Raw genomic sequence first — 24,483 nt, 5'->3', positions numbered from 1 at the left:
ATATTATACCCTCTTTGGTTCTTGTTTAAAGCTGGACATCAGCTCCTCAAGGGCATCCAAGTTATTTGTTTCAAATAAATCGACAATTTTACTGCCAACAATAACACCATCACAGTATTTGGTTAATTGATAGATTTGGGTTTCATTTGAAATACCAAAACCAGCCAATACTGGAACATGACTTATTTGCTGCACAGTGTTTAGAAAATGATATAATTCTTCATCATAGTCATTTCTTTCACCCGTTATACCCTTTACCGTTACTGCATATAAAAATCCTCTCCCTTTTTGGGATATTACTTTAATTCGTTCCATTGGAGTAGTAGGAGTAACTAAACGAATTAATTCCACTTCAACATTCTCAAGTTCCGGTGCAATGATACCTTCCTCTTCAATAGGAAGATCAGGGATAATACAACCGTCTACACCAGCAGCATGTATATCTTGAACAAATTCATTTATTCCATAAGAATAAATCGGATTTAGGTAGGTCATAAGAATGATAGGTATTGATAATACCAAACGCGCCTTTGCTACCTCTGAAATGATCCCTTTTAAAGTGGTCCCATTTTGAAGAGCCCTAATACCAGCACGCTGTATCGTCGGTCCATCTGCAACTGGATCAGAAAACGGAACACCCAGCTCAATGGCAGTCGCACCAAATTTCTCTAGTAAAACCATTCGCTCGATTAAATTTTCTAAACCCCCATCCCCTGCCATTATGTAGGGCACAAAAGCCTTCTGTTTCGTTCTTTTTAGTGAAGAAAATACAAGTTCTAAACGATTCATTCTATTTCTCTCCCTTGATCCTAGATTTCACAGTATCTACATCCTTATCTCCACGTCCTGATAAACAAACGACCATATTTTGTGTTTCGTCCATGTCAGCTGCGAGTTTTACAGCAAAAGCTACTGCATGAGAGCTCTCAAGCGCGGGAATAATTCCTTCTAACTTCGATAATAATCGGAATGCATCAAGGGCCTCACAATCAGTAATAGACTGATAGTTTGCACGGCCGATGTCCTTTAAATAGCTATGTTCTGGTCCGACACCTGGATAATCGAGTCCAGCAGAAATAGAATGTGCTTCTTGAATCTGACCGTCATTATCTTGTAGTAAATACATTAATGCGCCATGTAAGATACCTGGTTTTCCTTTCGTTAAAGAAGCAGCATGAAAGTCTGTATTAACTCCCTGTCCAGCCGCTTCTACTCCATAAAGGCTGACATTTTCATCCTCGATAAAAGGATAGAACATTCCGGCAGCATTACTTCCACCACCAATACATGCTACCACTGCATCAGGAAGGACTCCTTCAGCATGTAAAAACTGTTCCCGTGTTTCCTTGCCAATAACACTTTGGAAGTCCCTTACCATTTGAGGAAACGGATGAGGTCCCATCACAGAACCTAATAAATAGTGGGTATCATCAACATTTGCCACCCAATATCGAAGTGCTTCATTAACAGCATCCTTAAGTGTTGCACTTCCAGAAGTTACACTAACAACCTTTGCACCAAGTAATTCCATCCGGAAAACATTTAGTGCTTGCCTTTTGATATCTTCCTCACCCATAAAAATAATACAATCTAGATTCAATAGCGCACACACTGTAGCTGTCGCCACACCATGTTGGCCAGCTCCCGTTTCCGCAACAATTTTCCTTTTCCCCATTCGAACAGCTAAAAGTGCCTGACCAATGGCATTGTTAATTTTGTGCGCCCCCGTATGGTTTAAATCTTCTCTTTTCAAGTAAATTTTTGCCCCACCTGCATGTTTAGTAAGGTTCTCAGCAAAGTATAGCGGTGTTTCCCTGCCAACATAGTTTTTCAATAATCTATTAAAATCTGATTTAAACCCAGGATCATCTTTTATACTTTTATATGCCTCGTCGAGTTCGATTACTGCTTTCATAAGTGTTTCTGGTACAAATCTTCCTCCAAATTTCCCAAAATGGCCGTTTTCATTCGGTAATGTATATGTGTTCAACTTAATTTCCTCCTTTTTTACTACCCTTCACTATTTCAATAAATGATTTAATTTTAGTTAAATCTTTGATTCCATTCGTTTCAACGCCTGAGCTTACATCTACCATGTACGGTTTGATTATTTTGATTGCCTGCTCTACATTCTCATTATTTAGCCCACCGGCAAGTATTACTTTTTTATGGCCTAATAGGTTTAGATCTACATCTAACCAATTAAATACTGTTCCATTCCCACCTCTGTATTTACCTTTTGGACTGTCAAGTAATATAAATTCACTAGCTAAATTTGTACATATTTTTAAAGAGTCATTGCCTTGGAAACTGATTGCTTTAATGACGGGCAAGGAAAGTGACCGGCAAAAATCAGCAGTTTCATCCCCATGTAATTGAATATGCGTAAGTCCCACTAATGAAGCAATTCTTTCAATTTCTTCCTTTGTTTCATTCACAAACACGCCCACTTTATAGACTGCTTTAGGTAATCTCTGGATAATCTCTTTTGCTTTTTCTACTGATACTCTTCTTTTACTTTCAGCAAATACCAATCCTATTGCATCTGCTCCATATTGGACCGCTGCGATTCCTGTAATTACATCTGTTATCCCACAAATCTTTACTTTCATCTTTTTACCCCATTGGATAAAGGTAAACGAAAATTCAAAAAAGGTTGAGTCACATCTTGACTTTTCATTAACGCTTCTCCTACTAGGATGCCATTTGCCCCTACGTTTCTTACTCTCTCTACATCCTCTTGCTGAAAGATACCACTTTCACTGATTAAATATGCGCCTGCATTCCGAACATGAACTGCTAAACTCTCAGTGATCTCTAGGGATACATGAAATGTCTTAAGGTCCCGATTATTTATCCCAATAAGTTTTGCACCAGTCTTTAGTGCTTTTTCTAATTCCAATTGGTTATGAACCTCTACCAAGACCTCTAATCCTAATCCTTTAGCATATTGATAAAGCTCTACGAGTCTTACCTCACTTAAAGCAGCAACAATTAATAAAATTAGATCCGCACCATTTGCAAAAGCATAATCAATTTGCAAAGGATCAATGATAAAGTCCTTACATAGAATTGGGAGGTCCACTGTTTGACGGACTATTTTTAAATCGGAAAAAGAACCTTTGAAAAACGTTTGATCTGTTAATACCGAAATGGCAGAAGCACCATATTTCTCATATAATCGCGCCTGGTCTGATGGATTAATAGTGTTATTGATAATTCCTTTAGATGGCGACGCACGTTTAAATTCAGCAATAACTAATATTTCATCCGCTTTTTGCAATTTTTTTATGAGGGATCTTTTCTTTTTTTCTGGATCCCGAATTGGAAGATTTTTTTCACGGAGAACAAGTATTTCTTTCTTTTTTTGTTCAATAATCTTATCTAAAATTGTTTCCATTTAAATCGCCTCTTTCTGTCCTGCAGCTTGGGTCTTTGCAATTAAATTTGTTAATTTTTCAAATGCCGCACCAGAATCAAGCAACTCTTTGGCTATCTCAATTCCCTTATTGATGGTACTTGCCTTCCCTGCTGTAAAGATTCCAATGCCTGAATTAAGGACAACCGTATCACGATGTGCACCCTGTTCTCCTTTTAACACTTTCATTAGCAGTTCTGCATTCTCCTTTGAATCTCCACCCTTAATACAACTATTATCATATTGTGGAAGGTTAACATCTTCAGGAGTGAAGGTTTGATTAGTGATGGTTCCATCCTCTAAAATTGTGATGTAATTCTCACCTTGAAGGGACGCTTCATCCATAAATCCTGCACCATTTATAACGGATGCACGCTTACGCCCCAATTTATTAAGAACTTCCGCGAACACTGGCAGTAAATCCCTTCGATAGACGCCTAATAATTGATAGTCTAATTCCATTGGGTTTGTGAGAGGTCCAATAAAATTAAAAACCGTTGGGATTTTTAATTGCTTTCTAACAGTCATAACTTTTTTCAATTTTGGATGTACATTTGGTGCAAATAAAAACGATACTCCAATTTCCTGAAGGATTTCTTCGGTTCTTTCTGGTGACAAATTTAAGTTCACTCCAAGATACTCAAGGACATCCGCACTACCGGTCTTACTGGAAACACTTCTATTCCCATGCTTAGCCACCGGAATCCCTGCACTTGCAATGACAAAAGCAGAAGTTGTACTGATATTGAAGCTTGAGGATCCATCGCCCCCTGTTCCACAATTATCTAGTACACCTGTGAATTTTTTTTTAAACATCAAGGTATTGGCCTTCATAGCTTTTACTATGCCGGTAATTTCTTCGACTGTTTCACCTTTAGATTTTAAACCCATTAAGAAGGCTGCAATTTCTGATTCGGAAACTTCTTCACCTAAGATGAAGTCTACAGCCTCTTGCATTTGATTTTCTGAGAATGACTCCCTTTCAGCTAATTGGAGTAAGTAGTTTTTCATTTTCATTCACCCTTTCAATTTCATGTAAGAAGTTTCTTAATATTTGTTTTCCTGATGGTGTTCCAATCGATTCCGGATGAAATTGTAATCCGTAAACCGGAAATTGTTTATGCTTTATCGCCATAACTTGCATATCGTCGTTTGATTGTGCAATAGATTGAAGCGGTTCAGGAAGACTGTCCTGATCTATGATTAATGAATGATACCTCATGACTTCTATAGAATTCGGAAGATTGTGAAACAGTTCCCCACCATTATGTGTAACAATGGATGATTTCCCGTGTTTAATAACATCGGCTCTCTGAATAGTTCCACCGAAAGCGACTCCGATGGCTTGGTGCCCAAGACAAATACCTAAGATTGGAATCTTTTTGAAAAAGTTTTGTATAATCTCGACACAAATTCCTGCATCCTCTGGCTTTCCCGGTCCAGGGGATATAATGATCGCTTTTGGGTTTAATTCAATGATTTGTTCAATGCTCAGCTGATTATTTCTGTATACTTCAATCTCCTCACCTAACTCACCTAGGTACTGATAAAGATTAAAAGTGAATGAATCGAAGTTATCTATCAATAAAATCATTTTTCACCCTCCAAAAAGGAATTTAGTTTATTTAATGTTTCTTGATACTCAGATTCTGGAATGGAGTCGAAAACAATTCCTGCACCTGCTTGGATATAGGCCGTTCCTTCTTTTAGAATCATGGTTCTAATGGCAAGGGCAAAATCCATATTTCCATTTGCCGAAATATAACCAACAGCTCCTGAGTAAAGGCCACGTTTTGATTTTTCTAAGTTATTAATTATTTCCATTGCTCTGACTTTAGGTGCACCTGATACAGTACCTGCCGGAATACATGCAGCTAGTGCATCAATAGCCGTTTTATTAGGAAGCAGTTTACCACTCACTTCAGAGACCAAATGCATGACATGACGATATTTTTCAACTGCCATATATTTATCCACTAGAATTGAACCAAATTCACAGATTTTCCCTAAATCATTTCTACCTAAATCAACAAGCATCTTATGCTCCGCAAGTTCTTTTTCATCTTTCCGTAATTCTTTTTCAATTAATTGATCTTCTTGACTATTACTTCCCCGTTTTTTTGTACCTGCGATGGGATTAGAAATAACCTTATTGCCATTTGTTTTTATCAGGCTTTCTGGTGAAGAACCAATTACTGTATATCCTTCAAAGTCAATATAGAACATATAGGGTGTTGGATTATTTGCACGATGCTTACGATAAAGTGTCAATGGGTTTCCGCTAAAGCTAGACTTCATTCGTCTTGATAATACGACTTGAAAAATGTCACCATTAAGGATATGTTCTTTTGCAATTTCAACATTCTTGATGTAGCTCTCTTTTGATGTTTCCGAAATAAATTCAGACAAATGATATGGCTCGTGTTCTTGATAAAAGGTAGGTTGCTTTATTTCTTCCATTCTTTTCTCTATCCTTTTTAGTAATAGCGATTCAGTAGTATCGGAGGATAGTGGGAAGCCGCAAATTAATACCTTGTCTTCAAGATGATCAAACACGATAATCTCTTCATAAAACATTAAATGGACATCTGGCATTTCCATTCCGTTTGAATACTCCTCACCAATTATTTCAAACTGTCTGATGATGTCGTACCCGATATACCCCACACCTCCTCCAATAAATGGAAATGGGAATTCTTCCTTAGAAGCTTTTGCCGGTATTAAATCCTTTAAAACTTGTAGAGGGTTTCCACTTATAACCTCTTTTTTCCCATTTCTTCGGGTTATTTCGTTATGCTGTCCACTTGAAACAAGTTCATATGCTGGATCTACACCAATAAAGGAGTATCGCCCCTCGTCATTGTACTTATGTGAACTCTCTAATAAGAATTTCTTATTACCGCTTAATTTTTGTAAGATGGATATTGGTGTAAGGGTGTCCCCCTTGATTTCTTTTATGATAAGATTGCTTATGGTTTTCATACTAAACTCCTTTCAAATAATAAAAAAAATCGTCCTCTATATGCATAATGAATTACGCATATAGAGGACGATCCTTTGACCGCGGTGCCACCTCCATTGAAGTAGATATACTTATCCACTTCCTCTTTTCAGGTACAGAATTACTATTCGATACCCTATCCTTTTAACGGTGGAACTCCGTTCATCCCTACTTATGTTCAAGATGTCTCTTACAAGTCCATTCCACAAATCCATTCTTATCGGGCTCACACCTACCCCCGACTCTCTGAAAAGAATAAAACATGTGTACTACTCTTGCTCAACGATTTACATTATTTATTTTTGTTCTGTTAAATCTTCTGTTGATTTCCGCTCCAATCAACAGGGTATAATTATCAAGAATCTTCTTTTACAAAGCTTATTTTTATATACAAAAAGAGCCCTCCATCCAAAAAGGACGGAAGACCCGTGGTGCCACCTTCATTAGCTAAAATTAGCTCACTTTACCGATATCGAAGCATAGTGCTTGAATATCTGTCTCTTGTAACGATGAGATTTTCGCCAAAGCCTACTACCTCAGGGAGTTCGGTTTGGAAGCTCAGAAGTCCATTCACTAATACGTCAACACTGATTTGCACCAACCATCAGCTCTCTTAAGAATCCGTAAAAGTTACTACTCTTCGTCAATGCCTTTACTTCATTTTATTGTTTATTATCTTATTACAGCTATACATCTTTGTCAACAACATTTATAAAAAATTTTCGAAATAAATAATATATTTTCCCTCGTATCACTTCCATTAAAAGGATTTTTGAAAAGAGTGTTTTTAATTTGAAAGTGAGAATATTAACTGTAGAAAATAATTTAAGGCGGGATAGATGATTAATGGAACATATAGAACATTTATGCCAAAATCCAAAGGCTGATAAAAACAAAAAGGCAGCTGCTGGAAAAAAGGGATCCAGTGAGATTTCTAACCAAAAGTGGGCTATCATCTCATTGTCGTCTATTCCTTTGGTTATGACCTTAGGAAATTCAATGTTGATTCCTGTTTTACCTTCTATGGAAGAAAAATTATCCATTTCTTCCTTCCAAACCAGTATGATCATTACTGTCTATTCTATTGTGGCAATTTTTTTAATTCCAGTTGCAGGCTATTTATCGGATCATATCGGAAGAAAAAAAGTAATCATTCCAAGTCTAATTATTGCAGGAATTGGAGGAATTATTTCTGGGTGGGCCGCATGGAAACTAGATTCGGCATATTGGTTAATTTTACTTGGCAGAGCACTCCAAGGAGTGGGGGCTGCTGGAGCTGCACCAATTGTTCTCCCTCTTGTTGGAGATATGTTTAAAAACGATGACGACGTAAGCTGTTGTTTAGGCTTGATTGAAACCGCAAATACTTTTGGTAAAGTATTAAGTCCTATTTTAGGAGCGTTTCTTGCAGGTTTTATTTGGTTTTTACCATTCTTCTCCTTCCCTGTTTTTTGTGCTATTTCTGTCATTATGATGTTGTTACTTGTTAAATGTCCAAAAACGACTGAAAAGCCTATACCTTTCAACCAATTTTTTATAAATGTTAAAAATACCTTTACCGAAAAAGGGCGTTGGCTTTATGCCATCTTTTTTATTGGAGGCATTCTTATGCTCGTTCTTTTCGGAATCTTGTTTTATCTCTCTGAAATTTTTGAAAAGGAACATAATATTAAAGATCTTAAAAAAGGCTTCTTCCTGGCGTTGCCGCTTGGGGCATTGTGTCTGTCTTCATTCATCAGCGGTAAAGTAATTAAAAAGAACAAAGTTTTAATGAAGTGGCTCACATTTGCGGGAATTATTTCTGCTGCGCTATCTATTGGAGCATTATGGTTTTCCATTAAGCTTTGGTATATGCTTTCTATGTTCTTAATTAGCGGCATAGGAATCGGCCTTAGTCTTCCATGCCTGGATGCACTAATTACAGAAGGAGTCGAAAAAGAAGAAAGAGGTACGATTACTTCAATTTACAGTTCCATGAGATTTATTGGCGTTGCAGCAGGACCTCCAATTATTGCTCTATTGTTAAAACAATCCAGCCATTGGATTTTTATTTTATTGAGCAGTTTAAGTATTATAGCTGCCATTGTGGCAATGATCTTTATTAAGCCTCAATCAGAATCAACTAATTAATCTTAAAGAGGCAGACTCTAAATGAGTTTGCCTCTTTAATCATTATTTAACGGGTTTTTTTAGGAAGCCTATTAATAGTGCAGATACGATAGAACCAATTAATATGGCAAGTGCATAAAACCATGCGCCACCTTCAACCAACGGTACAACGAATATTCCTCCGTGTGGTGCACGTAGACCTATACCAAAAGCCATAGAAAGGGCACCGGAAATGGCGGAACCAACCATAACTGATGGGATGACTCGAATAGGGTCTGCAGCTGCAAATGGAATTGCACCTTCTGTGATAAAAGATAATCCCATAACATAGCATGCTTTTCCTGCATCTCTGTCTTGCTCATTGAATTTATTTTTAAACAATGTTGTTGCAATTGCTATTGCTAATGGTGGTACCATACCTGCCGCCATAATAGCAGCCATTGGCTCATAAACACCACTTGCCAATAATCCAGTCCCAAATACGTATGCTGCTTTATTTACCGGGCCACCCATATCAAAGGACATCATAAGCCCGAGTACAATCCCTAATAATACAGCATTTCCCGTTCCCAAACCTGTTAGCCAATCAGCAATCGTTCCATTTAACCATGCAACCGGTTTGTTAACGACATATAACATGATAAATCCTGTAATCGCAATACCGAAAAGCGGGTAAAGCAGAATACTCTTTATTCCTTCTAGTGAACGTGGCAAACCAGTTAATAATTTCTTCAGAAGGAGAACCACATAACCTGCTAGAAAACCAGCCACTAATCCACCCAAGAAGCCTGCCCCGCCACTTGCGGCCATCATACCGCCAACCATACCTGGTGCAAATCCAGGACGATCCGCAATACTCAGTGCTATAAACCCTGCAAGAACTGGAACAATTAGTCCAAATGCGTTTCCTCCACCTATCGTCATTAATGCTTCAGAGATTGGGTTATAAGTTGGATCACCAGGCTTAAAGGAGTTATATCCAAACATAAAACAAATGGCGATTAAAATACCTCCACCTACTACACAACGGAAGCATATTTGAAACACCGTTCATTAAATGCTTGTAAAAGCCTGTGCGTGACCCCTTCTTCTCAGTCTCTTGAACACCTTTGTTTCCATTTCCATTATAGATGGGAGCATCCTGTTTTAACGCCTGTTCAATTAATTGCTGTGGACGACGAATTCCCTCAGCAACAGCTGCTTGGATAACATGCTTTCCCTTAAAGCGTTCCATTTCTACGTTGATATCTGCTGCAATAATAACCGCAGTAGCTTTATCGATTTCTTCCTTAGTTAGAACGTTTTTTGCTCCACCTGAACCATTGGTTTCAACTTTTATATCGACGCCCATTTCTACTGCTTTTGCTTTTAAAGAGTCTGCAGCCATGTAAGTATGGGCAATACCCGTTGGACAACCAGTAACTGCAACGATGAAATCTTTTTTCTTAGTACTAACAGGTTCTTGTTTTTCCTCTTTATCATAACGATTAATTATCTCAATAATTTCTTCAGGTGTGATTGCCTTTAAAAGTTCATAACGTACTTCTGCTTTCATTAACAGGCCAGAAAGCCTTGCTAATGCTTCTAAGTGAGTATTATTTGCACCTTCTGGGGCAGCTATCATAAAAAACAAATGTGCTGGTTTCCCATCTAACGATTCGTAATTCACCCCAGTTGCAGACTTACCAAATACAATGGCTGCTTCCTTTACAGCCTTGGTTTTAGCATGTGGGATTGCGATTCCGTCTCCAATCCCTGTAGTACTCTGCTCTTCACGCTTTAAAATAGCTGCCTTAAATTCAGACCGGTCAGATATCTTATCAGCATGATGTAAAATATCAACAAGTTGGTTAATTGCTTCTTCTTTTTGATTCCCCTGAATATTTAATAGAATCGTATTTTTTGATAGCAATTCTGTAATTTTCATGATTGCTCCCCCTTACTTGATCTCCCTAATACGAACTTGTGGTAATAGTTCCTCTATTTTTTCTCTTGTGCATAGTCCTAATGAAAAAGCAGTAGCACTCCCAGAAGCAACACTATATTGAAATGCCTCAGCAATAGTAGATGTCGTTTGATAAGCGGCTACAAATCCCGCCACCATGGAATCACCGGCACCAACAGAGTTCTTTACTACACCTTTTGGAACTTCAGCAAATAAAACAATTTCCTTATTAATTAAAACTGCTCCGTCTCCTGCAAGAGATACAATGACATTCTTTGCACCCATCTCCACAAGTTTTTGAGCATAGGGTATGACTTCCTCTACACAGGTAATAGTCGTATCAAATAACTCCCCTAGCTCGTGATGATTCGGTTTAATAAGAAAGGGTTCATAGGATAGGACCTTTTTCAAAAGCTCTCCTTCCGCATCAACAACAAATGGAGTTCCATTTTCTTTACAGATTTTAACAAGTTCTTCATATGTGGTTTTGGGTAATGAGGAAGGGATGCTTCCAGCCAATACCAATAAATCCTTCGCATCTAATTTTCCAATCTGAGACTTTAGTCGCTTGAAATCATCTTCAGAAATTTTTGGTCCTTTCGCATTTATTTCTGATTCTGTTCCTGTTTTAAGCTTGATATTTATACGGGTATCTTCTGACACAGCTACAAAATTTGTCTCAATATTCTCATTTTGAAGAAATTGTTCAATGTATGAGCCAGTAAAACCGCCAATAAACCCAAGAGCTTTACTCTTTGCTCCGAATTGCTTTAAAACCCTTGATACATTGATGCCCTTACCTCCAGGAAACTTTGTTTCACTGACTGTACGATTTAATTCACCTAATTGAAAGCTATCGAGTTGAACAATATAATCAACTGATGGATTTAAAGTTAATGTGTAGATCATGATGTCACTACCTTTATTGATGTTTTAGTGCGATATTGCTCCGCGATTTCTTTCTCTAATTCATTCGTTAATATGGTTGCTTCATGAAGGTCGGCAATTCTTGCAAATGATATTTCAGCGAACTTTGAGTTATCTGCTAAAACATAAGCCTCTCTAGAAAGAGATATCGCTTTTTGTTTTACCATTGCCTCTTCTTGATCAGGTGTAGTAAAGCCAAGTTGTGAATGTATACCATTGACCCCCATAAAACACTTATCAAACCGATATAAATCAAGACTCTCTAAAGCACCTCTACCAATGAAAGCATTGGTGTTTGGCTTTATTAATCCACCAATCAAGTAGGTGGTGATTCTTTTATTTAATAAAGGTTCTACATGCATCAAACCATTGGTAACCACAACAATATCTTTATTTGGCAAGAATTCGATCATTTCTAGTAATGTTGAACCTGCATCTAAATAAATTGTATCTCCCTCATCAACTAATTCAGCAGCATATTTTGCTATTAACCTTTTTTCTTGAAGGTTTTTGGTAGATTTCTCAATCATACTTGGCTCTTGAAGTTTGCCTTGTAATCTGGAGGCTCCCCCGTGAATCCTCTTTAAAAACCTTTGCTCCTCTAGCTGGGAAAAATCTCTCCGAATCGTTGATTCTGAGGAATTCGTAAGCTCCATTACCTCATGAATCTTTACTATACTTTTTTCTTTCAATAATTGAAGAATAATTCGATGCCTTTCTGGTGTTAACACATAATCACCTTCAACTTCTATATTTGTTTCTATCATACTGAAAACGATTCCAAAAATCAATCATTTTCTTTCAAAAACATTTAAATTTTGACTGTTTTTGAACGTTTTTTCAAATATAAGTACCGATATTAGCTTCTAATCAGACTCTATTTTCCCCAAAGCAATCTATTTCCATAAAAAAACAACGCCAGAAATACTGACGTTGTTTCAAATACCTTTGAGTAGATAGAATTTTAAATTACCAGTATTTTTTCTGTTATGACGAAAAATGTGTATAATATAAAGGTCTAATAAAAAGAAAAGGATGATCACCTTGAATATTACTGGTCATGAAGTAGAAAAGCTAGAAGATCCGTTCGGTTTACTTTCGGGTGAACGATATGAATTTTTCCTAGAGCTTGAAATTGATGAAGAGGACGAACTTTATTCCGAGAATGGCATCGGATTAAAAGTTATTTACGTTACGGATGAAAACGAAGATAAGATTACAAACTACTATTTTTATGAACGCGGCAGTGAAAAAGTTCTTGATTTTGCTTTAGAAGTTGACGAAGAAGCTTTGGTTTTATCCTACTGTAAAGAAAACGCTGTTGATTAGAAAGCAGGGAATATTTCTCCCTGCTTTTTACACTTTTACGCTCATATAATACTGTATTAATTTATCTAATACCTCCTTTAATTCACTAAATTGATAGCCTAAATGGTTCACTTTATCTGTATTAATAGACCAAGAACCATCCATACCATATGGTGAAGCATTTTCTTTTGATAATTCTTTCGTGATGATGGAGGAGCGTCCTATTTTTTCTTCGATTCTTCCAAGCAAATCCCTTAAAGAGATATCCTCTTTACACCCAGGGTTTATGGTCCCTATAAAAGCATCACTGCCCATACTCAGTAAAAATTCCGCGGCTTCATCAGAGGTAATAAAACTATATCTTGCATCCGGAAATTTAATGCCTATAGGATTATTGCTTAAGATTCTGTCTACATGAAACTTTAATCTATTTGTATAATCATCTTTGCCAATTACAAGTGGAAAACGTACGGCCACTACATCGAAATCTGTTTCTTGAAATAAATAAGCTTCAGCTGCCCTCTTTGCCTCTTGGTATCCTAAATAACCAGGATACTCCCCTCTAGTTTTAAATTGAAAACTAAAGTTGAATGGGTCAAAGTTGTCTTCTTTATGCTTTTCACCATAATCATAAACAGCCATAGTTGAAGTAAATATATACCTCTTAACCTTTCCCTTTAATGATACTGCCGCATCTTTTGCTTCTTGTGGTGAAAGGCAAGATTGATCATAAACAACATCCCAACTTTTCCCTTCAAAGGCACGTTGCAGTGAAGTTCGGTCCTCACGGTCAATAATTAATCTTTCTACTTTATCACCAAAAGGATCCTTTGAGTTTCCTCGAGTAGCTATAGTTACAGCAATGTTTGCGTTAATTAATTTTCCAACAAGCGACTTACCAAAAAATTGTGTTCCTCCTAATACTAGTACCTGTTTCATTGTCTTTTCCTCCCCTTTCCATACCTAGTAATAATTCACCATTTCATATTTAAATCCTTTTTTATTTTAGTCATTGCTTTGATAAAATTGTCTGTTGATTTCCTCTCCAGGCGCTTCAATCAACAGGGTATAAAATTCAACAATGTTCTTAAACATAGCCTAAATCAAAAAAAATAAACCCCAAAAGGAGTTTCATTGTTTATTAAAATCACCACGTAAAAAGGTATCTTTAAAATCCTGGGTGAATTTTTGAATATCCGCTTCCATACCAATATAATCTAAGCTTTCAAGAGGCTCTTTGTCAGGTCTTGGTCGAAAATCTGCAATACTTTTTCCCTTTGCGTCTCCAAATTGCTCTACTCTAACACGCCTAGGGATATATTTTACTAATTCTGGGTCAGTCAACGCCATTAATGGGACAACATCGTGAAGAGGGGCTCCTTTAATACCAGGAACATTCGTTTGATAAGCTCTATAATAATAATCAAAAGCAGGTTTAATTAATGGTTTAAAAGGCGTGGGACTTCTTTCTGCAAGCTGACTGATCAATTCGGGTGTAACAATTGCTTTATTTGTAATATTTAATGGATGTAAATAAATATTATGTGCTTTCTCCATAACAGTGTATGCTGCTATTGGGTCAACATAAAAATTCGCTTCCGCTTCTGCGCTAATATTTCCAGGAACTAAGAATGCTCCGCCCATAATATAAAAAGCCGTTACATCTTTCAATGCATGATCTCCATATATTATAAACATTAAAGATAACTCTGTTAATCGACCAACTGAAACAATCACGATATTTCCTTTATACTGATTGACAATTTCAAGAATCTTGTTAAAATCAAACACCTTTACGTTTTGTAACGTATCAGGCGGTTTAATTGGACCTAAACCTTCCTTTCCATGAATTTCTGGATAATATTGGACGAGTTCTCCTGATAATGGTCCTGCTGCCCCCGCAATAATTGGGATATCCTCTCTCCCAGCCAAACTTAATAGATATGCGGTATTTCTTATGGACTGTTCTTTTGGCGTATTCCCATATCCGCTTACAATTCCTACTAAATTGATTTTCGGATTCAGTAAAGCATACATGATTGCAAATGAATCATCTATACCTGGATCTGCAAACAAAAGTACATTGTAAGCCATAACCTCTCCTCCAGTAAGCTGTCGATTTATTTAACACTATGCACAAAACAGGGCTGAAAGAACTGGGATACATATATAAAAAACCGACTCTAACAAAGAGTCAGCTTTTTATGTATTCCTTAGGTTATGCTTCTTTCTTCACTTTTGTAACTTTTGTTGCTTTTGTAGCTGTTTTTTTCTTTGGTGTCACAACTTTTGAAGGTTTCGTGCGATCAATTGATGCTTGCAACGCTGCCATTAAGTCAGTCACATTTGATGGAACATCCTTGGATGCAGCAGTGACTGTCTCTTTACCTGTTCGTTTTGATTCAATTAATTCAAGGAGAGCAGTACGATAATCATCTGTATATTTTTCTGGTTCAAATTCACTTGTTAACTGATCGATTAACAAAATAGCTGTGTCTAATTCTTTTTGACTAACTTTGTCCTCTGAGGGAACATTCGGAACGTCACCTGCTTTACGGACCTCATCAGGGTAATGAATGGTCTCCATCACCAATGTATTCTCATACACTCGGATAACAGCAAGTTGTTCTTTAGAACGGATAATAATTTTTGCCAGGCCTACTTTTTGGGATTCCTGTAATGCTTTTCGTAACAATGAGTAAGCCTTTCCACCACCTTCATTAGGAGACATATAATAGCTTCTATCAAAGTAAATGGGGTCAATCTCTTGGATTTTAACAAAATCAATTATCTCTACTGCCTTTTCTTCATTCTCTTTTCTTAATTTTTCAAGCTCATCTTGATCAAGAACAACAAACTTTCCCTTCGTATATTCATATGCCTTAACGATATCTTCCGGCTTCACTTCTTCTTCACAAACCGAGCAAATCTTTTCATATTTAATTGGCGCATGACATTTATTATGCAAGGTACGAAGCTTAATATCCTTATCTTCTGTTGCAGTATGAAGCTTGATGGGAATATTCACTAGTCCAAAACTGATACTTCCCTTCCACATCGTATGCATAAACAATTCTCCAATCTTTTTTATTTTTATTTTGCGTTCCTTGTTGGTTCACATTCGTAAAAACAATTGGAAAAGGATGAACACAGTAAAAATGTAACAAAATAATAAAAAAGAAGGGACAAATTGATATGAAGCCGATGCTGCCTAGTTTAACTTTCGAACTTCCCGTTCGTCACGATTGGCTTTACGAAGTTAAATATGATGGATTTCGTGCCATTTTAGATTGGAACTCTAATGGGATAGAACTCACAAGTAGAAATGGGAAAACTCTTTTACCGCAATTTCCAGAGATCGAAACTTTTTTAATGAATTATGAAGAGGAATTTAAACCCTATCTTCCTCTTAGATTAGATGGCGAACTAGTTTTACTTGAAAATACTCACAAAGCAAATTTCTCCGCAATTCAGGTTCGTGGGCGTTTAAGATCAGAGAAAAAAATATTTGACCAATCTTTCCACCACCCTTGTCGACTTATGGTATTCGATTTACTAGTCCTTGGCGGGAAACCTCTCAACAACCAGCCTTTTCTTAAACGAAAAGAAGAACTACGAAAATTGTTTAATAAAGTCAGTTTTGACTTAAATACAGACCCTAACAATGACCAATTAATACAATATGTTTTAGAACATGAAAACTTCCATGACTTATGGGAAAAAGTAGTCCTCTATGATGGTGAAGGAATTATTGCGAAGTTTAAACAAAGCCTTTGGGAGGAAGGTAAACGTTCATTACATTGGCTAAAATATAAAAATTGGAAATACGTCAGCTGTTTTATTATTTCCTTCGATAAAACAAACGGCTATTTTTTTGTTGGGGTATATAAGGAGGATTCGATTTATTGTATTGGTCAAGTACTCTTTGGGTTTAAACCGGAAGAAAAACAGGCACTTCAACAAACAATAAAGCAAAACATGATTCGAGAAGATACACAATATATTTATGTTGAGCCCGCAATCTGTCTTGAAGTAAAATATTTGGAGTTATACGAAAATCAGCTTCGAGAACCACATTTTGACCGATTCCGCTTTGATTTGAATCCGTCTGTTTGCACATATGAACGATTTATTTATGCACAAAAAAACTTACCTGCCGACTTGGAAATAACCCATCCAGAAAAACCGCTTTGGGAGAAACTTTCGATCAAAAAAGCCGACTATATCTTATATTTAAGGGAAATTTCCCCATACATGCTACCTTTTTTAAAGGATCGACTACTAACAGTAATACGATATCCCCATGGTATGTTTGGTGAAGCCTTTTATCAAAAGAATTGTCCTGACTATGCACCAGAGTTTGTACACACCTATACCTCAGAAGGGATTGATTTTGTCCTTTGCAACAATTTAAAAACCCTGGTTTGGCTCGGAAACCAACTTGCTATAGAATTCCATATTCCTTTTCAAACCATCCACAGCAAGGGGCCAAGTGAAATCGTTTTTGATTTAGATCCGCCTTCTAGAGAGTATTTCCATTTAGCCATTAAAGCTGCACTATATATAAAAGAAGTACTAGACCAATTAAATTTAATTGGGTTTATTAAGACTTCCGGGAATAAGGGGTTGCAAATATACATTCCATTACAGGACAACCTTTATTCTTATGAGGATACACGGCTCTTTACCAGCTTTATTGCAGAATATTTAATATCAAAAGACTCGGATTCATTTACTATTGAAAGAATGAAAAAAAATCGTGGAAATCGGCTCTATGTTGACTATGTACAACATAGTGAAGGAAAGACCATTATTGCTCCTTATTCTATGAGAGGCAACGAATATGCTGGAGTGGCCACTCCTCTTTACTGGGAGGAAGTGGAAGAAAATTTAAATCTTGCAATTTTCACTATAGAAAATGCCATAAAACGGATTCAGAAACAGGGTGATCCTTTTGCTGGTTATTTTCAAGCCAAACAGCTACAACCTTTTGAACCTGTTCTCGATTTTTTAAAGCAGCGCACAGTAAAAAAAGGATAAGGTCTGTCCTTATCCTTTCATTGCTTGCTCTAGCAATTGTTGTGCCTGTGCTTGGAGTTTCTCATAAGTTTGTTGTTCGGAGAAAACACTCTTTTTATTGGACGTAAATGTACGTTCGTCAGCATCAATTGAAACATCTGTTTTGAATAAATAGGTGGCGTTTCCAATGAGGTCAATAGTGTATTTCCCTTCCTGTTCATGAACGACACATTGTACTTTTCCTCCATTATTATAAACTTGAATCACTTCTTCAAGTTTATTTATGCCTAATAGACAAGTAACTAGAGAAGAAGCAGACATAGCTGTACCACAAGCATTAGTAAAACCGACACCGCGTTCGAAGGTTCTGACATAAATGGAACCGGGTTGTAATGATTTTACAAAACTCACATTTACTCCATCTGGAAACAATTCATTCGGGCTATTTACATACTCACTTAGCCTTTTTTGTGTATCCCCTAGAATTTGTTCAGCTTCAACAATTGAAATTAAATGCGGATTAGGAACAGCCAGTGCAGTAAATCTTAGGTCCTCCGATAATTCTTCCACTCGTTCATTAAATAATGTAGGCTTATTAAGGTTTAATGGTAAAGCAGATAGATTAAATAATACCGGTGAAATTTCTACTTGGTAGGTATGGATGTTTGGGTATAGGTCTTTTTGTTTACTGATCTTTAAATTCGCCTTCATTGTTTCAATTACTGCTTCATTAACCCCAAGCATTTCACAAATATATCTCGCTACTAACCTTAATCCGTTTCCACACATGGAGGCTTCAGAACCATCCGCGTTAAATACACGCATTCTTCCATCTGAATGTTCACTTTTCATTACGAAAAGAATGCCATCTGCACCTAAATCGCTATTTCGATTGCATAACAATTGTGCCAATTTGGTTCTGTCACTTTCGGAAAATGAATAATCATTCGTTATTTCATCGATAATCAAGAAATCATTTCCAGAACCATGTCCTTTTATTACTTCGATTTGCACTGTAAATCCCCCACTTGAAGTTGTAAATTGTTTTATATATCATATCAAACATTGGTTAGGAGGGAAACTATCCATTCTCTTTATCTTTCAATAAAATATTCATTAATTAATAAAGACATATTTAGCAGCTTTTCCTTTTCGGATGGATTCTGTACCATAAATGATAGAACAGGGGTGTTGGGCTCTGGGAAAAATGTGCTCCACTCTACTGGCATCCAGCCCTTTCGAAGCCTCCCTAGTTGATGATGAGTATCGCTTAGGACTACTTCGTCCATAAAAGCTTTCGATCCACGGATAAATCCAATAGAATTTCCATCTTCGTCAATTAATTCTTTTCTATACTTCTTAAAACCTTTACTTTCGCGAACAAAGCAGCCTAGGTAATTCATTAAATTATTATACACTTCGATTTTCAACACTCTCCTACCCTTAACCTTAAAATAGGCAATAGGTTCCTCCTCAGAATTGTATAGAATATACATCTTTCTTAGCCTTAGTCGGTCCAACCACTTTACTTTATGTCTTTTAAGAATAGCAGCCAAGTGTCCATCCGGAAAATATAGATGCAAATGCGCAACAGGGGTACACATGTATAATACTAAAAGATTACTTGCAGACTCAATAGAATAAGAACTATTCTTGGAAACTCCCATATTTTTGCGAATTGATATTGATTGCCTTAACCTATACAAATAAAATTGAAAAGTAATTAAACTATAAATCAAAAACGGGAGGGTCAAAAGCATGATTTCCTTACTCTTTACAATAGAAAGATTCCCTGCCATAAGCATAATTGCCGGTATTAAAGCTGCAATACTACCATTTAAGTTTATATTTGCTGCATCTCGGTAATATTCATGTATTTTCATCAAAGATAACTCCTTATCATTTCTCTTATACTAGTTTATTTACTAGACTGAAAAAAATGATAGAAGTTTTTTGTATAACTAAAAAGAGAAGAGACAATAATGCCTCTCCTCTTACATATTAATATATTCACGGATAGATGACATTGATGCTTTTGCATCTTCATACCCTTGGTTATATAACTCTTCTAACCTCTTAGGATTTCTTTCCATTCTACCTACTTTTAGTGGCTGTACAGGACGAATAATAAATACGTTTCCCGCTTTTTCTTCCTCTTCTAAGTAGGTTAAAGTATCATTATATGTTTGATAACGATTCCTTAATGCCTGTTGCAACCCTTTGTATTCCGGATACTTTCGATCAACAAGAAAATGAAATTTTGAAGGTTTCTTGATATATCCTTCATTCCTTGTTAGAACGACAATATTTTTTTGGAACCCATCCTGTTGTGCTTTTTTAATTGGAATAGGATCACTTATTCCTCCATCAAGCAAGATTCTTTCCTGAAATTGTACTTCTGGAGCAATAAAGGGTAATGAGCTAGATGCTCTTAGAACAGAAAGTAAATCATTCCCATATTCCTTCTTGTTAAAATAAACCGGCTCACCAGTATGGCAGTCAGTTGTTCCCACTACAAATTCAGTAGGGTTGTTATAAAATTCATCATAATGATATGGAACATGTTTATTTGGAATCTCATCAAATATAAAGTCCATTCCAAAAAACTGGCGGTTCTTAAAATAATTTTTCCAAGATATATACCTTGGGTCAGAAGCATACTTTACTGTAACGGTCTTATTTCTTCCTTTTTGTTTTGACAAATAAGAGGCTGCATTACAAGCACCTGCTGAAACACCAATAACATACGGGAAAAATAAATCCTGATCTAAAAAATATTCAAGGATTCCAGCGGTATAAACTCCACGCATCCCGCCCCCCTCTAAAACCAAGCCAACTTGATTTAACATGGTTGCTTCGTCCCTTCTTTCTACCAATGCAAATTCCAATAATAGTCATTATAGACCATGAAAGAAATTTTGCCTAACGAAAAGACTTTTATTAAAAGCGTTCTATTCCTACCACTTTCCACCTTTAGACAGCGAGCTCTTTTTTCCTAAACGCATACACACTTAGGAATAAAAGAATAATTATGCAAACAACAGCGGTTAGACTTGCAGGCAAAATATAGTCTGAAATCCCTTGTTTAATCAGTAGTTCATTAGCGTAGCCGGTTAGTTGTGCAGGGCTCCATTGGAGGCGATTAGATAGAGTGCTACTCACCAAACTAAAAACAATAACAACTGCCAATGAACTAAATGCAGCAATCCCCGGTGTTAAAAGTAATGCACTGAAGAAAATAGTTATGGTTAAGACAACCGTTAGCCATAGAGCATATAGTAAAAACGATTGGATGAACTCATTAAATGAAATCCAATCAAACAGAATACCAGTGTAATACCATGTAGCTAAGTAACCCACAAAAAAAGAGAACCATACTAACATGATAGCACCCATCCATTTGGCAGTTACAAAAGAAAGATAGGAAACAGGTTTTACTAGAATCATAGCTGCTACACCACTTTTCCTTTCTGCAGCAATAATTCCCATTGTCGATAGAACTATGATTAAAATTCCTAGAGAAGTATATTCTGATAGACTTTGAACTAAGACCTCCGCAGCAGATGGTTTAGGGATGACAATTTTAGCCCCTTCAGGAAGATTGCCAAACGAGTCTAAAATATCCTCCATATAATATGAGGTTAATGGCTTCTGAACACCTAATAAAATAAAGGTAATTGGCACCCAAATCCATTTAAAGTTTCTCCACATTTCCAAGAGTTCTTTGCGAAGCAAGATCATCCATTGATTCATTTCCCCACCACCTTCATAAACACATCTTCAAGGCTCATACTGCTAATTTCAAATTTCTCAAGCGGCAGGTTTTGTTCAGAAATTAACTTCAGAAAAGTCGACCTGGCAAGATCTATATCTGTTACATATAGGCTCATCTTATTTCCTTCATTCATTATAGAAAGTGTTAACTCCTGGTTTGAAAAGATGGAAGAATATTCATCCGCCTTACCCCTAAAATATAAATCTATTTTAGCTTGCTGATAACGATCACGTAATTCTGCCATAGTACCTGCTTCGACAATTTCCCCTTTATGTAAAAACAGAATTTCGTCACACACCTCTTCAGCATCGCTTAAAATATGTGTTGAGAATAGAATGGTTGTATCCTTCCTTATTGCCTCAAGAAGATCCAATACTTCTCTTCTTCCAATTGGATCTAATGCAGAAACTGGTTCATCCAGCATGATGAGCTGTGGACGGTGGATCAAAGCCTGAGCAATGCCTAATCTTTGCTTCATTCCGCCGGAGTATTTTCCAATCCTTCTATTTTTTGCATCAATAATTCCAACAAGCTCTAGTAGTTCTATTGATCGTTCCTTTGCTCTTTTGGCAGTTAATCCAGCCAATCTACCAGTATAAGATAAAAACTCATATCCGGTCATCCAATCGTAAAACACTGGAAATTGCGGAAGATAGCCAATTAAGTGCCGTATGTCTTTCCCTTTTCTAGCTTCACTAAAGATAATGGTTCCCTCTGTAGGTCCCATTAACCCAGATAGCATTCTTAGTGTAGTAGTTTTACCTGCACCATTTGGACCTAAAAGGGCGATACATTTCCCTTTTTCTAATGTAAAGTTCAGGCCTTTTATCACTTCCGTCCCTTGGAAATTCTTTTTTAATCCACGTATTTGAACAAGAGACATTAGTTATTTCTCCTTCCAATCACAAAGTATAAAATTGGTCCAATTATATTTATGAATAGGATGATAATGACCCATAACCATTTCGGCCCATTGGTTTTCTCAATCCTAACTAAATCGATAATGGCAACAACAATTAAAATAAGCTGGATAATAAGGATTGGTGCAATAATGGGAAGATTACTTACGATAGAATCCATTCTTATTCCTCCTTCCATTGTTTTTTTATTCCTGTGACTATTGTACTATAAAAAGAAGTTACCCCGACAAAAATCTTGTCGGGTAATACATAATTATTTGATTATCCTGAATATTAAAGGGAATCGATAATCATTACCTTCATACGCTTTTACTGCGGCAATTATTGTAAATACAAGCAGCATGACCCCTAGGATAGGTGTAGTAATGAATCCAATTAGAACAATCATTAATAATCCGCTAATAATGAAATACACTGTATACGAAATGAAAAAGTTAAAATATTCTTTACCGTGATAATCAATAAATGATGATTGCTCTCTCTTCAGCAACCAAATGATTAATGGAGCCAATACTGGAAAAAATAAGCTTAGTACATAAATCCCAGCTGCATACAGTCTTTCATCACTTTTTGCCATTTTCATTTCCCCCAATTAAATATTAATTTGAACCTTGTTATTTATTTACGCTCTACCCTACAAAATGTTTCAAAAATCTAAAGAAATCAAAAAAATATAATTATACAAACAATTTCATGCTTTTCCTTAGGCACATCTGTTGCTAAAATAGATAAAATACATTATCAACGATAAGAAAGGTTTTATTATGACAAAAATATTATTAACAAATGCCACCATTTATCCGATTACCTCTAATCCTATTCAATCTGGTGATGTTCTGATTGAAAATGGAATAATTAAAGATGTGGGTACAAGTCTTGATGTCGATTCCAATATTAAAGTGATTGACTGTCAACAGCAGTATCTTTTCCCTGGATTTATTGATGTACACACCCATTTAGGTCTTTATGATGAAGGAACTGGTTGGGCAGGAAATGATGCAAATGAAACAGCAGAAGCTTTAACCCCTCATATTCGGGCTATGGATGGAGTATATCCATTAGATCAAGGATTTAATGATGCTATAAGAAGCGGTATCACCACAGTACACATTATGCCAGGAAGTGCGAACGTCATTGGCGGGACGACCTCTGTCATCAAAACCACAGGAAAAAATATCAAGAAGATGATTGTCCAGGAGATCGCAGGACTAAAGATCGCTTTAGGGGAAAATCCTAAACGGATACACAGTCATGGGAATAGCGATTCAATTACAAGAATGGGGATTATGGGAATGCTGAGAGAAGCTTTTTATAAAGCAATTCATACAGATACTCCTGAAGATCTTCGTATAGCCCCAATTGTTATGGCACTTAATCGGGAAATCCCTGTTAGAATACATGCCCACAGGGCTGATGATATTATTTCTGCTCTGCGCTTTGCAGAGGAATTTGATTTGGACTTACGAATAGAACACTGTACAGAGGGTCACTTAATTGCTAATGAACTTTCCGGATTAAATTTAAAGGTATCTGTAGGACCGACTTTAACACGTAGATCTAAGGTCGAGTTAAAGAATAAGACTTGGAAAACGTATCAAGAGCTTACTAATCATGGTGTAGAAGTATCCATTACGACAGACCATCCCTATACACCTATTCAATATTTAAATATCTGTGCCGGTATTGCTGTACGGGAAGGATTATCTGAGCAAAAAGCCTTAGAAGGGATTACTATTCTCCCCGCTAAAAATTTGAAAATCGACAAAAATGTTGGCAGTATTGAAACAGGCAAAAATGCTGATTTAGTACTTTGGAGTCATCACCCCTTCCATTACTTAGCGAAGACACGATGGACGATGATTGGTGGAGAAATGGTGTATATGGAAACGTAGAATTTTGTTGAAAATTGGTAAAAAATATTATCGAAATTCCACCAAAAAAACTATTTCTTTTTTTCATTTTTTCTTGTATCATACTCTAAGTGAGACCGTTTAGGAATCAACTAATTTGGGGGTTTACACATAAATCCATTAACAAAAAAATGATATAGGGAAGGCAAAT

The 24,483-nt window shown here is 36.5% G+C and carries 23 protein-coding genes, 1 pseudogene and 2 other annotated features; of the genes and pseudogenes, 4 read left to right on the top strand and 20 right to left on the bottom strand.

Annotated features, from left to right (window positions below):
• Positions 1-3 precede the first annotated feature (3 nt).
• Genes trpA through trpE form a run of 7 tightly spaced genes read right to left on the bottom strand, consistent with a single transcriptional unit; the run spans position 4 to position 6,400 of the window.
• On the bottom strand, positions 4-789 hold the full coding sequence (gene trpA, locus QE429_RS11630) for a tryptophan synthase subunit alpha (protein ID WP_307287152.1): 786 nt from the start codon (positions 787-789) through the stop codon (positions 4-6).
• Between the two features lies 1 nt (position 790).
• Positions 791-1,990: a tryptophan synthase subunit beta gene (gene trpB / locus QE429_RS11625; RefSeq protein ID WP_307287151.1), complete on the bottom strand. Its 1,200-nt coding sequence runs from the start codon at positions 1,988-1,990 to the stop codon at positions 791-793.
• 1 nt (position 1,991) lies between these two features.
• Entirely contained in the window at positions 1,992-2,612 is a 621-nt protein-coding gene (locus QE429_RS11620) for a phosphoribosylanthranilate isomerase (protein WP_307287150.1), read from the bottom strand.
• Positions 2,609-3,400: an indole-3-glycerol phosphate synthase TrpC gene (trpC, locus tag QE429_RS11615; RefSeq protein WP_307287149.1), complete on the bottom strand. Its 792-nt coding sequence runs from the start codon at positions 3,398-3,400 to the stop codon at positions 2,609-2,611. The genes QE429_RS11620 and trpC overlap by 4 nt, the downstream gene beginning before the upstream one ends.
• On the bottom strand, positions 3,401-4,429 hold the full coding sequence (gene trpD / locus QE429_RS11610; RefSeq protein ID WP_307287148.1) for an anthranilate phosphoribosyltransferase: 1,029 nt from the start codon (positions 4,427-4,429) through the stop codon (positions 3,401-3,403).
• A complete protein-coding gene (locus QE429_RS11605; RefSeq protein WP_307287147.1) occupies positions 4,401-5,012 on the bottom strand; it encodes an anthranilate synthase component II in 612 nt (203 codons plus the stop codon). The genes trpD and QE429_RS11605 overlap by 29 nt, the downstream gene beginning before the upstream one ends.
• Complete coding sequence (trpE, locus tag QE429_RS11600; RefSeq protein ID WP_307287146.1) at positions 5,009-6,400, bottom strand: anthranilate synthase component I; 1,392 nt, start codon at positions 6,398-6,400, stop codon at positions 5,009-5,011. Before trpE ends, QE429_RS11605 begins: the two co-directional genes overlap by 4 nt.
• A gap of 60 nt (positions 6,401-6,460) precedes the next feature.
• Positions 6,461-6,711: a binding site (T-box leader), on the bottom strand.
• Between the two features lie 118 nt (positions 6,712-6,829).
• Positions 6,830-7,075: a binding site (T-box leader), on the bottom strand.
• Positions 7,076-7,265: 190 nt separating this feature from the next.
• Here trpE and bcbE point away from each other — a divergent pair.
• On the top strand, positions 7,266-8,549 hold the full coding sequence (gene bcbE / locus QE429_RS11595) for a bacillibactin exporter BcbE (protein ID WP_307287145.1): 1,284 nt from the start codon (positions 7,266-7,268) through the stop codon (positions 8,547-8,549).
• 42 nt (positions 8,550-8,591) lie between these two features.
• Here the strand turns inward: bcbE and QE429_RS11590 are convergent.
• The 3 genes and pseudogenes from QE429_RS11590 to QE429_RS11580 form a co-directional block, all read right to left on the bottom strand.
• Positions 8,592-10,455, bottom strand: a pseudogene (locus QE429_RS11590) (PTS fructose transporter subunit IIABC).
• A gap of 12 nt (positions 10,456-10,467) precedes the next feature.
• The gene (pfkB, locus tag QE429_RS11585; RefSeq protein ID WP_307287144.1) at positions 10,468-11,382 is read right to left on the bottom strand and encodes a 1-phosphofructokinase; all 915 of its coding nucleotides are present in this window, start codon (positions 11,380-11,382) and stop codon (positions 10,468-10,470) included.
• A complete protein-coding gene (locus QE429_RS11580) occupies positions 11,379-12,131 on the bottom strand; it encodes a DeoR/GlpR family DNA-binding transcription regulator (RefSeq protein ID WP_307290782.1) in 753 nt (250 codons plus the stop codon). The genes pfkB and QE429_RS11580 overlap by 4 nt, the downstream gene beginning before the upstream one ends.
• 304 nt (positions 12,132-12,435) lie before the next feature.
• Here QE429_RS11580 and QE429_RS11575 point away from each other — a divergent pair, with 304 nt between their 5' ends.
• On the top strand, positions 12,436-12,729 hold the full coding sequence (locus tag QE429_RS11575) for a DUF6509 family protein (RefSeq protein ID WP_307287143.1): 294 nt from the start codon (positions 12,436-12,438) through the stop codon (positions 12,727-12,729).
• Between the two features lie 27 nt (positions 12,730-12,756).
• On the opposite strand, the gene QE429_RS11570 is transcribed toward QE429_RS11575, so the two are convergent.
• The 3 genes from QE429_RS11570 to ku form a co-directional block, all read right to left on the bottom strand.
• Positions 12,757-13,647: an NAD-dependent epimerase/dehydratase family protein gene (locus QE429_RS11570; protein WP_307287142.1), complete on the bottom strand. Its 891-nt coding sequence runs from the start codon at positions 13,645-13,647 to the stop codon at positions 12,757-12,759.
• Positions 13,648-13,839: 192 nt separating this feature from the next.
• The gene (locus QE429_RS11565; protein ID WP_307287141.1) at positions 13,840-14,802 is read right to left on the bottom strand and encodes a nucleoside hydrolase; all 963 of its coding nucleotides are present in this window, start codon (positions 14,800-14,802) and stop codon (positions 13,840-13,842) included.
• Between the two features lie 124 nt (positions 14,803-14,926).
• Entirely contained in the window at positions 14,927-15,775 is an 849-nt protein-coding gene (ku, locus tag QE429_RS11560) for a non-homologous end joining protein Ku (RefSeq protein WP_307287140.1), read from the bottom strand.
• A 128-nt stretch (positions 15,776-15,903) separates the two neighbouring features.
• On the opposite strand from ku, the gene QE429_RS11555 reads away from it, so the two are divergent.
• Positions 15,904-17,748: a DNA ligase D gene (locus tag QE429_RS11555; protein WP_307287139.1), complete on the top strand. Its 1,845-nt coding sequence runs from the start codon at positions 15,904-15,906 to the stop codon at positions 17,746-17,748.
• 9 nt (positions 17,749-17,757) lie between these two features.
• Here the strand turns inward: QE429_RS11555 and dapF are convergent, their stop codons facing one another.
• From dapF to QE429_RS11520, 7 genes are all read right to left on the bottom strand, one after another.
• Positions 17,758-18,741: a diaminopimelate epimerase gene (dapF, locus tag QE429_RS11550; protein ID WP_307287138.1), complete on the bottom strand. Its 984-nt coding sequence runs from the start codon at positions 18,739-18,741 to the stop codon at positions 17,758-17,760.
• Positions 18,742-18,821: 80 nt separating this feature from the next.
• Positions 18,822-19,610, bottom strand: coding sequence for a hypothetical protein (locus tag QE429_RS11545; RefSeq protein ID WP_307287137.1), 789 nt, complete (start codon positions 19,608-19,610; stop codon positions 18,822-18,824).
• Positions 19,611-19,721: 111 nt separating this feature from the next.
• Positions 19,722-20,576 carry a patatin-like phospholipase family protein gene (locus tag QE429_RS11540; RefSeq protein WP_307287136.1) on the bottom strand — a complete coding sequence of 285 codons (855 nt, stop codon included), beginning with the start codon at positions 20,574-20,576 and terminating at the stop codon, positions 19,722-19,724.
• 124 nt (positions 20,577-20,700) lie between these two features.
• A complete protein-coding gene (locus QE429_RS11535) occupies positions 20,701-21,480 on the bottom strand; it encodes an ABC transporter permease (RefSeq protein ID WP_307287135.1) in 780 nt (259 codons plus the stop codon).
• Entirely contained in the window at positions 21,477-22,385 is a 909-nt protein-coding gene (locus QE429_RS11530) for an ABC transporter ATP-binding protein (RefSeq protein WP_307287134.1), read from the bottom strand. The genes QE429_RS11535 and QE429_RS11530 overlap by 4 nt, the downstream gene beginning before the upstream one ends.
• Complete coding sequence (locus QE429_RS11525; protein ID WP_307287133.1) at positions 22,385-22,582, bottom strand: PLDc N-terminal domain-containing protein; 198 nt, start codon at positions 22,580-22,582, stop codon at positions 22,385-22,387. The genes QE429_RS11530 and QE429_RS11525 overlap by 1 nt, the downstream gene beginning before the upstream one ends.
• Positions 22,583-22,675: 93 nt before the next feature.
• Entirely contained in the window at positions 22,676-22,999 is a 324-nt protein-coding gene (locus QE429_RS11520; protein ID WP_307287132.1) for a DUF4870 domain-containing protein, read from the bottom strand.
• Between the two features lie 187 nt (positions 23,000-23,186).
• Here QE429_RS11520 and QE429_RS11515 point away from each other — a divergent pair, with 187 nt between their 5' ends.
• On the top strand, positions 23,187-24,314 hold the full coding sequence (locus QE429_RS11515) for an amidohydrolase (protein WP_307287131.1): 1,128 nt from the start codon (positions 23,187-23,189) through the stop codon (positions 24,312-24,314).
• Positions 24,315-24,483 lie beyond the last annotated feature (169 nt).

This window comes from Bacillus sp. SORGH_AS_0510, from assembly GCF_030818775.1.
GTDB lineage: Bacteria > Bacillota > Bacilli > Bacillales > Cytobacillaceae > Neobacillus.
The sequence above is the reverse complement of the archived record's forward strand: the minus strand, read 5'-3'. Positions and strand labels throughout refer to the sequence as shown.